This window comes from Rhodococcus sp. YH1, assembly GCF_009939605.1.
Taxonomy (GTDB): domain Bacteria; phylum Actinomycetota; class Actinomycetes; order Mycobacteriales; family Mycobacteriaceae; genus Rhodococcus; species Rhodococcus aetherivorans.
This window is the reverse complement of sequence record NZ_WVTE01000216.1, coordinates 40,252-51,235: the sequence shown is the minus strand read 5'-3', so window position 1 is coordinate 51,235 and position 10,984 is coordinate 40,252. Positions and strand designations below refer to the sequence as shown.

Sequence of the window (10,984 nt, the reverse complement as noted above, 5' to 3'; positions counted from 1 at the left end):
TGGTGGAGGCGGGCGGCCGCGCGGCCGGGCGCCCGCGACGGCCCCGCGCCGGCTTCGCAGGCACGGCGGTGTCGCGGTCCTGCTGCGCGGCCCGCGACGGGGCCTTGGCCGCACGCGCTGCCGCGCGTGCGCTCCTCCTGCCCGCTCGGGCCGGAGCCGGCACCGGGGGCCGGCTCAGGAAGATCCGCAGGCCGCCGACGACCAGGACCGCCACCGTGGCGGTGAGCATCACGGGGAAGCGGTTCACCAGCGGATACGCGACGTTGAGCGCCAGATCCTTCAGGCCGCCGCCGCCGGATTCGACGAGGAACTCCTGCGCGATCGGGACGGCGACGAGGAGCAGCAGCGGCGGCTGCGCCATCGCCGTGAACAGCGCCCGGTGCTGCACGGCCGCCACCGCCGCGATGCATCCGAGCACGTAGAACGCGGAGAACGCCGAGCCGAGCTCGTTACCGCGTGCCGCGTCGATGAGGAAGCCGAGCAGGGTCGAGCCCGCCGCGACGAGGATCGCGCCCCACCACGGGACGCCAGGCACAGTGGGCGCCACCGACCGCATGTCGAGCGGCACCGCCGAGCGAGCACGTTGCGTTGCAGACACATGTCGACACTAGACCCATCGGGTCAACTTGCTTCGTCGACAGGACCGCCGGACTCGGAGATGTCGGTCGGAGTCGTGCGGCGCGGCCACGCGTCGACCGGTCGCACCTCCGGGTGCTCGCCGTCGAAGATCTCCAGTTCGCTCAGCTTCCGCGCCGTCACCGCCACCCGGGACTCCATCGACGCGACGGTCAGATTGAACGAGTCGACGGCCTTGCCCAGCTGGGATCCGAGCCGATCGAGGTGCCCCCCGACGACGCCGATCCGCTGGTACAGCTCCCGGCCGAGCTGGTGGATCGTCGCGGCCTCCTTCGACAGGGCCTCCTGCCGCCACGTGTGCGCGATGGTGCGCAGCAGCGCGACGAGGGTGGTGGGGGTGGCCAGGATCACGTTCCGGGCGAACGCGTACTCGAGCAGCTCCGAATCCGCGGCCAGCGCCGCATCGAGGAACGGGTCGCCGGGGACGAACAGCACCACGAACTCGGGCGTCGGATCGAACGACTCCCAGTAGGCCTTCGCCGAGAGCTGATCGATATGCGTGCGCACCTGGCGGGCGTGCCGCACCAGGTGCTGGTCCCGCCGGGCGACGTCCTCCTCCTGGGCGGCGTCGAGATAGGCGGCGAACGGCACCTTCGCATCCACGACGATCTGCTTGCCGCCGGCGAGATACACCAGCAGATCCGGGCGCACCCCGTCCTTGGCGACCTGGGTGTCGAAGTCGCAGTGCCGCACCATCCCGGCGAGCTCGACCACGCGTTCGAGCTGGATCTCGCCCCATCGTCCGCGCACCTGCGGGGCGCGCAGGGCCGTCACCAGCTGCTGCGTCTGCGTCGAGAGCAACTGCGAGGCGCGGTGCATGCCCTCGACCTGCTCGGTCAGGCCGGCGTAGGCGTGCACCCGGTTCCGCTCGACGTGCTCCACCTGCCGCGCGAGGGCTCCCACCGCCTCCTGCAACGGCCCGACGAGACGTGAGACCTGCTCGCCGATCGCACCGGAATGCCGGTGGGCGGAATCCTCGCTCACTGCACCGAGCGCCTGCCGCAGTTGCGCTTCGTTCTCGCGCAGGGCCGCGAGCTGGGCCTCTGCCCGCGCGGCGCGGTCGCCGCTGCGCGCGGCGTGCAGCAACCAGCCGAGAACCGCGCCGAGTGCGAGGGCGGCGAGCAACGCGAGTGCCGTGAGTGCCGTCATGGTGCGCATGATGCCCGAGACGACCGACAGGCTCACCCGGACCGGGAGATGTCGTGTCGGTGCGCTGCTCTACGGTCTGACGGCATGCGGATCCTGCACACCTCGGACTGGCACATCGGCCGCACCTTCCACGGCGTGGACCTGTTGTCCGACCAGGCGCAGGCCCTCGCTGCCCTCGCCGACCTCGTCGCCGAGCGGCGCGTCGACGTGGTGGTGGTGGCCGGCGACGTCTACGACCGGTCCATCCCGAGCGCGGATTCCGTCGCGGTGTGCAACGCGGGATTCGAGGCGATCCGCCGGGCCGGCGCCGTCATCGTCGCGACGTCCGGCAACCACGACTCACCCGTCCGTCTCGGCGCCGCCGCGGCATTCGCCGCCGAGGGCGGGCTGCACCTGATCACCCGGGTCTCCCAGGTCGACCGGCCCGTCCTGCTCGACGACGCCCACGGCCCCGTCGCCTTCTACGGCATCCCCTATCTGGAGCCGGAGATCACCCGCGCCGAACTGGGGGTGCCCGAGGCCCGCTCGCACGCGGAGATCCTCGGGGCGGCGATGGACCGGGTCCGCGCCGACGCGCGCGCCCGCGGCGTTCGCGCCGTGGTGCTCGCCCACGCCTTCGTCGTCGGCGCCGAGGCCGCCGGCTCCGAACGGTCGATCTCGGTCGGCGGCGTCGAAACCGTCCCGGCGTCGGCGTTCGACGGCGTCGACTACGTCGCGCTCGGTCACCTCCACTCCCCGCAGACCGTCGCCGAGCACATCCGCTACTCGGGCTCGCCGCTGCCGTACTCGTTCGGCGAACGCACCCACCGCAAGGCCGTGTGGCTCGTCGATCTGGACGCCACCGGGCGGGCGGCCGTCGAGCGCGTCGACCTGCCGGTCGTGCAGGGCCTGAGCCGTCTCACCGGCGTCCTCGACGACCTGCTCACCGACGTCGCGCACACCGGGGCGGAAGACCACTACGTCTCGGCCGTCCTCACCGACGCCGTGCGCCCCCTCGACGCGATGCGTCGGCTGCAGTCCCGTTTCCCCCGCGCCGTCCACGTCGAGTGGGAACCGCCCGTCGCGGCATCGACCGTCACCTACCGGCAGAAGGTGCGCGGCCGAAGCGACCTCGACGTCACCCGCGGATTCCTGGCCGATGTGCGATCGGAGCCGTCCGAGCGGGAGCTGCGCTGGGTGCAGCAGGCGCTGCGCGACGTCGACCGTGCCGCGGGCGTCGGGACCGAGCAGACCGTCGCACCGGGGGAGGCGTCCGCGTGAGGCTGCACCAGCTGGAGATCACCGCGTTCGGGCCGTTCGCCGACACCGTGCGGGTGGACTTCGACGAGCTCGGCGCGGACGGGCTGTTCCTGCTGCACGGCCGCACCGGCGCCGGCAAGACCTCCATTCTCGACGCGGTGGCGTTCGCCCTGTACGGCACGGTGCCCGGAGCCCGCGCCGACGGACGCCGGCTGCTGTCGGACCACGCTCCCGCCGGCACCGCACCGCAGGTGAGTCTCGAGGCGACCATCGCGGGCCGGCGGCTGCGGATCGTGCGCAGCCCCGACTACGAGCGCCCGAAGCTGCGCGGGACCGGGACCGTCAAGCAGAATGCCAAGGCGAGCCTGACCTGGCTCGACGGCTCGGGCGAGCACCTCTCGCGGCTGCCCGACATCGGGGAGGCCGTCCGGCGCCTGCTCGGGATGAGTGCCGAGCAGTTCTTCCAGGTGGTGCTGCTGCCGCAGGGCGAGTTCGCGAAGTTCCTGCGCGCCGACAGCGAGGACCGCGGCAAGCTGCTCGAGCGGCTGTTCGACACCACGCGATTCGGCTCCGTCGAGCGCTGGTTCAAGGACCGCCGCAGCACCGCCGCCAAACGCCTCGAAGAACAGCAACGCGCCGTCGACCTGCTGCTCGCCAAGGTCAGCGCCGCGGCTGGCCTCGAGGCCGGCGCCGACGCCGAACCGGTCGTGTGGGCGCACCGGCTGCGCGACGACGCCGCCGAGAGCCGCGATCTCGCGCTCGCGGCGCTCGACGTCGCGCGCGCCGACGACACCCGCGACCGGGCGGTCCTCGCCGAGGCGACCGAGCTGCGACGGTGCCAGGAACGACGCGCCCGCGCGGTCGCCGAACTCGCCGACCTCGATGCCGCGGCCGGCGAGCTGCAGACCCTGTCCACGGAACTCGAGACGGCCCGGCGGGCGGCGCCGGTCGTCGACGTCGCCCGCGACGCGCACCGCGCCGCGGAGGCCGCCGCCGCCGCACACGCCGCCGCGGTGGCCGCGGCCGCCCCGCTCGCCGCCGACGGGGAGGGACAGGCCCTCGTCGCCGAGCTCGACGGTTCCCCCGCCGAAACCGACCGCGCTCTGATCCGCCCCCACGAACAGCGGTGGTCTGCAGAGGTGGTCCGCCTCGACGCCCTGCTCGAACAGGAGCAGCGCCTGACCCGGCTCGAGGCCGACCGCGTCGCCCTGCAGCAGCAGCGGCGCGACCTGGCCGTGCGCGCCGAGCGGATCGCCGCGGAACTGGAGGGACTTCCGGGCCGCCGCGACGCCGCGGAGGAGGCCGCGCGCCGGTCCGAGCGGGCCGCGGCCACCCTGCCCCGGCTCGAGGCCGAATTGGCGCGGGCCACCGACGCCCTCGCGGCCGCCACCGAACTCCAGGACCGGGCCCCCTGGCTGCGACGCCTCGAGGACGAGGTCGTCGCCCTGCGCGACGCACACCACGACGCCCGCACCGCCCTGCTCGACGTGCGCGAGCGCCGCATCGCCGGGATGGCCGCCGAGCTGGCCACCGATCTGGTCGACGGGCGTCCGTGCGTGGTGTGCGGAGCCACGGCGCACCCGAACCCGGCCCGGCCCGCCTCGGACACCGCGACCAAGGCGGACGAGGACGCCGCCCGGGAGGCCGAGCAGCGAGCCGCCGCGGAACTGACGCGGGCGCAGGCGGCGGTCGCGGACGCGGCCAACACCGTCGCGGTGCTGCGGCAGCGCTGCGGTGACGCCGGTCTCGACACGCTCACCGAGATGCGGGCCGCGGCCGCCGCCACGCACGCCGCGACGGCGGCCACGGCCGCCGAACGCGAGCGCCATCGCGGCGAGATCGCCCGGCTGCGCGGGCTCGACGCGGACCTGCGCGAGCAGGCGCACGCGGTGGACGTCGAAGCCGCCCAGGCCGCGCACCGCGAGGAGAGCGCCGCGGCAGAGGCCGACGAGATCCGCACCCGCATCACCACGGCGGCCGGTGCCGAGGACTCCCTCGCCGCCCGCCGACGTCGGATCGCGGCGCTCGCCGGCGCTGCGGCGAACCTGCTCGACGCCCGGGTGCGGGCCGCGAACGCCGCGACGGTCGCGCGCGAGCGGGCCCAGGAGGCGGCGGCAGCCGCCGAACGGGCCGGGTTCGCGAGCATCGAGCAGGCACTCTCGGCGGTGCGCCCCGATTCGCGCCTCCGCGAGATCGAGCAGGCCCTGCGCGCGGCGGCGGACCGGCGTGCGGCCGCGCAGGCCGTGCTCGACGACCCGGAGACCGCCCGGGTCGGCGACGACCCGGTGGACCTGACGGAACCGGAGGCGGCGGTCACCCGGAGCGCGGCCGCGCTGGCCGCGGCGGTGTCCGCGGCCTCCGAGGCCGAGCGGCGCCACGCCGACATCGAGAAGTTCGCGGCGCGTCTCGAAGAGGAGTACGCCAAGCTGGTGCCGCTGCGGGACGAGCAGGCCGAACTCGCAGCGCTCGCCGACGTCGTCGCGGGCACCGGGCAGAACACGCGCAAGATGTCGCTGCGCTCGTACGTCCTCGCGGCTCGCCTCGAGGAGGTGGCCGAGTCGGCGTCGGTGCGGCTGCGGCGCATGTCCGGCGGCCGCTACGAGTTCGTGCACACCGATGCCGCCGGCACGCACGGCAAGCGCGGCGGCCTCGGCCTCGACATCCACGACGAGTACACCGGTGCGGTGCGGTCGACGAAGACCCTCTCGGGCGGCGAGTCGTTCCAGGCGTCGCTGGCGCTGGCCCTCGGGCTCGCGGACGTCGTCGCCGCCGAATCCGGGGGACTGGTGCTCGACACGATGTTCATCGACGAGGGGTTCGGCACGCTCGACGCCGACGCGCTCGACGCGGTGATGGGGGTGCTCGACGAGCTACGCGCCGGCGGCCGCGTCGTCGGCGTGGTCAGCCACGTCGACGAGATGCGTCAGCGCATCCCCAGCCGCCTGCACGTCGTGCGCGGCCGCACCGGATCCACGGTGGAGATCGCGAGCTGAGCCCCGCCGATCAGGCCGGGCCCGGCTCGGCTGCCGCCGGTCCCGGCGGCAGCGCCGGGGTCTCCTCCCCGGCAGTTTCGGGCTCCTCCGGCGTGGCGCTGCGTTCGTCGATCTGCTCGCCGACGTAGCGCAGCACCACCGCGGCGACGGCCGCGACGGGGACGGCGAGGAACGCGCCGATGATCCCGAACAGCGACGTCCCGGCGGTGACGGCGAGCAGCACCACCACCGCGTGCAAGTGCATGCTGCGTGACTGCAGCACGGGCTGCAGCACGTTCCCCTCGAGCTGCTGCACCGCGATGATGATGACGAGAACGATGATCGCGGTGGTCAGACCGTTCGCGACCAGCGCCACGAGGACGGCGAGCGCTCCGGCGACGAAGGCACCCACGATCGGGATGAACCCGCCGATGAAGGTGAGGATCGCCAGCACGGGCGCGAGGGGCACTCCGAGGATGACCAACCCCAGGCCGATGAAGAACGCGTCGATGAAGCTGACGAGCGCCTGGGTGCGGATGAAACCGCCGAGGGTGTTCCACATCCGGATCAGCACCTCCTCGAGGTGCCGGCCGGCGCGACCGCCGCCGACGGCGTGCACCCACGGGATGAACCGCGGGCCGTCCTTGATGAAGAAGAACACCAGGACGAGGACCAGACCGATCGTCACCAGCAGGGAACCGGCCGTGCTGACACCGGTGAACACGCCGCTGGCGATGGTCGCGCCGCTCTCCTGGACCTTGTCGATCACCACCTGCGTCGCGTTCTCGAGCTGCTCGTCCTTCAGATTGACCGGGGGGCCCTGCACCCAGTCGAGCACCTTGTTGATGCCGTCGGTGGTCTTGTTCGCAAGCTCCGGCGCCTGCGCCACCACCGACGGGACGATGCCGGCGATGATGCCGCCGAGAATCGCGAAGAACAGGAACAGGGTCAGGCCCGCCGCGGCCGCCGGCGGCACGCCGCGCTTCATCATGCCGCGGGTGGGCGGCCACAGCATCGTGGCGATGACGATCGCCAGCGCCACGGGCAGGACGATCACCCACATCTTCTCGATGATCCAGCCGATGACCAGTGCGCCCGCCGCGATCACCACCAACGCCGCCGACCACTTCGCCAGCGTCAACCCGCCGGAGGCGATCAGCGTGGTGCGGTCCGGTTTCGGTGCCGGTGGCTTCCGCTCGGTGCTCTGCACATCGCTCAACGGACGGTCCTTCCGATGCTCTCGACGACGTGGATCGGGCTCGTCTGCAATCTACGGGAACCGCGCCCCGCGGGGCGGTTCACCGGCGCGAACACCCGGATCGTGGCAGGCTCTGATCATGAGGAAGCTCACCGCCGTGCTGGCCGCGGGTGCCGCGGCCGTCGTGCTCGTGTCCTGCAGTTCCGGTGACGACGCGTCGAACGAATCCGATGCGGCGCGCACGACGCTTGGCGGGGCGGCCTCGAGCCTCGCCTCCGCCGCGTCGAGCGTGGCCGAGCGGGCGCGCGGCGCCTTCGACGAGGCGAAGCTCGCGACGTTCGTCGCCGCGTTCCGCACGGGCTATCCCAACCTCGCCGCCGACCGCGACGACGCCTCCATCGAGGCGATCGTCATCGAGACGTGTCCGCTGATCGACTCCGGCGCGAGCGATCAGGAGGTGATCGCGAAGGTCGGTGAGCTGGCACAGAACGGGGACACCGCTCCCACCGAGGAGCAGGCCGGCCGGATCTCGCAGCTCGTCCGCGTCGCCTGCTGACGCCCGCGGCCCGGGCTAGCATCGGGCCCATGTCCGCGACGCGATGGCAGTCCGAGCGCAGTGCCGGGGATTCCCGGGCCTACATCGAGCGGTTCGCCGAGCTCGCCCATGCGGGGACGGATCTGCACGGGGAGGCCCGATTGGTCGACGTGCTCGTTCCGCGCGGCGCGCGGATCCTCGACGCCGGCTGCGGCACCGGCCGTGTCGGGCTCGAGCTGGCCCGGCGTGGCCACAGCGTGACCGCCGTCGACCTCGACCCGGTGCTCGTGGAGGAGGCCCGGGCGCACCCGGAGCTGACCGTGCATCTCGCCGACCTGGCACAGCTGGATCTGCCGGGCGAGCGGTTCGACGCGGTGGTCTCGGCCGGCAACGTGATGGTGTTCCTCGCGCCCGGTTCGGAGCGGACCGTGCTCGAGCGGATCGCCACGCATCTGCGTCCCGGTGGGGTGTTCGTCGCCGGCTTCACCACCGGCGCGGCATACCGCCCGTCGCAGTTCGCCGCCGACCTCGCGGCCGCCGGCCTGAGCCTCGAGCACCGCTTCGCCACCTGGGACCTGCGGCCGTGGCACGACGACGCCGAGTGGCTGGTGGCCGTCGCACGCCGTGGGGATGGAAGGGGCGCGACCGCGACCACGTAGAATATCGATTCCGTGAGCCTAACCCTCGGAATCGTCGGTCTTCCCAACGTCGGAAAGTCGACGCTGTTCAACGCGCTGACCAAGAACGAAGTGCTTGCCGCGAACTACCCGTTCGCCACCATCGAGCCGAACGTCGGCGTCGTCGAACTGCCGGATCCGCGGCTGGAGCGGCTCGCCGAGATCTTCGGGTCGCAGCGGATCCTGCCCGCGACCGTGTCGTTCGTCGACATCGCCGGCATCGTCAAGGGCGCCTCCGAGGGTGCCGGGCTCGGCAACAAGTTCCTCGCCAACATCCGGGAGGCCGAGGCCATCTGCCAGGTCGTGCGGGTGTTCGCCGACGACGACGTCGTCCATGTCGACGGCCGCGTCGATCCGCTCGCGGACATCGAGATCATCGAGACGGAGCTGATCCTCGCCGACCTGCAGACCCTGGAGAAGGCCCTGCCACGCCTCGAGAAGGAGGCGAAGAAGAACAAGGAACTCAAGCCGCAGTTCGACGAGGCCGTCAAGGCCCAGGGCGTGCTCAACGAGGGGAAGACCCTGTTCGCGGCGAAGGACTCGCTCGACTTCGGCCTGCTGCGCGAGCTGAACCTCATGACGACCAAGCCGTTCCTGTACGTGTTCAACGCCGACGAGGCGGTGCTCACCGACGAGGCGAAGCAGCAGGAGCTCCGCGCGGCCGTCGCCCCGGCCGACTGTGTGTTCCTCGACGCGAAGGTCGAATCCGAGCTGATCGAACTCGAGCCCGACGAGGCCCAGGAGCTCCTCGAGTCCATCGGCCAGACCGAGCCGGGCCTGCACTCGCTCGCCCGCGTCGGCTTCCACACTCTCGGCCTGCAGACCTACCTCACCGCCGGGCCGAAAGAGGCTCGTGCATGGACCATCCCGCAGGGTGCGACCGCACCGCAGGCCGCCGGCGTCATCCACTCCGACTTCGAGCGGGGCTTCATCAAGGCCGAGGTCGTCTCCTTCGAGGACCTCGACTCGGCCGGGTCGATGGCCGAGGCGAAGGCCCGGGGCAAGGTCCGCATGGAGGGCAAGGACTACGTGATGGCGGACGGCGACGTCGTGGAGTTCCGCTTCAACGTCTAGATGTAAGAGGCCACGACGTTGGCGGCACCGGCTCGGCGTTTGCTCACGAACCGGTGTCGGTGACGATGCGGTGGATGTGCCCGATGCCGCGGCCGGCGCGAGGGCGAGGCGCCGCGCCGACCGCTTCTGCTCGCGTCGCCACTGCTCGATCCGGGCGGCGACCTCGGCCGTCGCGTCCACCGGGTTGCCGAGCGCGACGTCACCCGGCCGCGCACGCGCGGCGCTCAGCGCCCCGGCACGGGTGCCTCGCTCAGCGTCCGGCGGGTGACGAACCTTCGCGGCGTCCCCGACAGCGGATCGCTGAACTCCAGTTCCCGCGCGAGCAATTGGAGTGGGAGGGAATGATCGTCCGGGGCCTCGGGCAGCAGGTCGGGATACCAACGGTCGCCCAGGATCCCGGCGCCGAGCGCTGCCAGATGCACCCGCAACTGGTGCATCCGTCCGGTGTGTGGACGCAGAACCGTGTGCAGCACAGCACGTCCGGAGGCGCTCACGCCGGTCCCACTCACATCGACCACCGTCTCGGCGTTGGGCTCACGGAAGTTGTCGACGACCACCCGTAACTCCCCGCGCCGCGCCTCGATGTGGTTGCGGTAGACGATGGGCAGGGCGCGCCCGGCAAGCGCCGGTGCGTCCGGGTCCCACCCGGGTGGTCGCGCCGACACCGCCTCGTAAACCTTCACGACCCGCCGCTTTTCGAACAGCGACTGGTATGCGCCGCGCGTCGCGGGACGGGCCGAGAACATCACCAGGCCGGCGGTCGCTCGGTCGAGTCGATGGATCGGCGTCAGGTCCGGGTTGTCGAGGCGGGTCCGCAACCGGACGAGCGCGGACTCGCGCAGGTATCGTCCGCCCGGAGTGGTCGGGAGGAAGTGCGGCTTGTCGATCACGACGAGGTCGTTGTCGACATGCAGGATCTCCTCGTGGAACGGCATCGGTTCCTCCACCGGCAGATCGCGGTAGTACCAGACGAACCGATGCGCGCCCAGCGCGGTGCCGCGACCGATCGCACTGCCGTCGGAGCCCACGATCTCGCCGGCGTCGAACCGCCGGTACAGGTCGTCGGCGTCCAGGTGGTCGAACCTCGCGACGACGTACGCGGCGATCGTTGCCCACGGACCGGACGTCGGGACGCGCAGGCGCGTCGGTCCGACCCCGTTCTTGACGGGGAGCGGTGAGGGCATCGGCACGCCCGTCATCATCCCACCGCCTGCCGTCTCGTCCCGCCGCGGGTCGCGACGAGACGTGGGGTGAGGCGGCAGATTCCTCGGTGTGCCGCCGACGTCCGAAACCGGATGCTTCCGGGACGAGGGTGCCCGGGGGTCCTGTGGTTCGTGGTTGATCCCTTCCGGCACCGGGATTCGCAGCCGGTCGCGCGGTGCGTCGAATCATCCACGTACGCAATGGGGACCGGGGGAGATTCCCGCCCGCGCGGGACTGCCCGGCTCACAAGCGACCGCCGGGCCCCGCGGCGCGGAACCCGGCGATCTCCTGGGGCGTGTGA

At 72.4% G+C, this 10,984-nt stretch carries 9 protein-coding genes; 5 read left to right on the top strand and 4 right to left on the bottom strand.

Annotated features, from left to right (window positions below; translation table 11 throughout):
* Together AIIKEEIJ_RS16880 and AIIKEEIJ_RS16875 are read right to left on the bottom strand one after the other, a co-directional pair.
* Nucleotides 1–568 (bottom strand): DUF6542 domain-containing protein (locus AIIKEEIJ_RS16880; RefSeq protein ID WP_338020970.1); only part of this gene is annotated, 568 nt, incomplete at its 3' end.
* 53 nt (nt 569–621) lie between these two features.
* Nucleotides 622–1,785 (bottom strand): DNA recombination protein RmuC, encoded by a 1,164-nt coding sequence (locus tag AIIKEEIJ_RS16875; RefSeq protein ID WP_161996197.1) that lies wholly within the window; start codon nt 1,783–1,785, stop codon nt 622–624.
* Between the two features lie 84 nt (nt 1,786–1,869).
* On the opposite strand from AIIKEEIJ_RS16875, the gene AIIKEEIJ_RS16870 reads away from it, so the two are divergent.
* Both AIIKEEIJ_RS16870 and AIIKEEIJ_RS16865 read left to right on the top strand, forming a co-directional pair.
* Nucleotides 1,870–3,045: an exonuclease SbcCD subunit D C-terminal domain-containing protein gene (locus AIIKEEIJ_RS16870; protein WP_161996196.1), complete on the top strand. Its 1,176-nt coding sequence runs from the start codon at nt 1,870–1,872 to the stop codon at nt 3,043–3,045.
* A complete protein-coding gene (locus tag AIIKEEIJ_RS16865; RefSeq protein WP_161996195.1) occupies nt 3,042–6,017 on the top strand; it encodes an AAA family ATPase in 2,976 nt (991 codons plus the stop codon). The genes AIIKEEIJ_RS16870 and AIIKEEIJ_RS16865 overlap by 4 nt, the downstream gene beginning before the upstream one ends.
* Nucleotides 6,018–6,027: 10 nt before the next feature.
* On the opposite strand, the gene AIIKEEIJ_RS16860 is transcribed toward AIIKEEIJ_RS16865, so the two are convergent.
* Nucleotides 6,028–7,206, bottom strand: a complete 1,179-nt coding sequence (locus AIIKEEIJ_RS16860; RefSeq protein ID WP_029542245.1) for an AI-2E family transporter — start codon at nt 7,204–7,206, stop codon at nt 6,028–6,030.
* A 127-nt stretch (nt 7,207–7,333) separates the two neighbouring features.
* Between AIIKEEIJ_RS16860 and AIIKEEIJ_RS16855 the strand changes: the two genes are divergently transcribed.
* From AIIKEEIJ_RS16855 to ychF, 3 genes are read left to right on the top strand one after another with little or no spacing between them, the layout of a single operon-like run.
* Entirely contained in the window at nt 7,334–7,750 is a 417-nt protein-coding gene (locus AIIKEEIJ_RS16855) for a hypothetical protein (RefSeq protein WP_029542247.1), read from the top strand.
* 29 nt (nt 7,751–7,779) lie between these two features.
* Complete coding sequence (locus AIIKEEIJ_RS16850) at nt 7,780–8,388, top strand: methyltransferase domain-containing protein (RefSeq protein ID WP_202917145.1); 609 nt, start codon at nt 7,780–7,782, stop codon at nt 8,386–8,388.
* A gap of 12 nt (nt 8,389–8,400) precedes the next feature.
* Nucleotides 8,401–9,480 (top strand): redox-regulated ATPase YchF, encoded by a 1,080-nt coding sequence (gene ychF, locus AIIKEEIJ_RS16845; RefSeq protein WP_006934885.1) that lies wholly within the window; start codon nt 8,401–8,403, stop codon nt 9,478–9,480.
* Between the two features lie 224 nt (nt 9,481–9,704).
* On the opposite strand, the gene AIIKEEIJ_RS16840 is transcribed toward ychF, so the two are convergent.
* Nucleotides 9,705–10,682: a pseudouridine synthase gene (locus tag AIIKEEIJ_RS16840; protein ID WP_161996194.1), complete on the bottom strand. Its 978-nt coding sequence runs from the start codon at nt 10,680–10,682 to the stop codon at nt 9,705–9,707.
* Between the last annotated feature and the right edge of the window lie 302 nt (nt 10,683–10,984).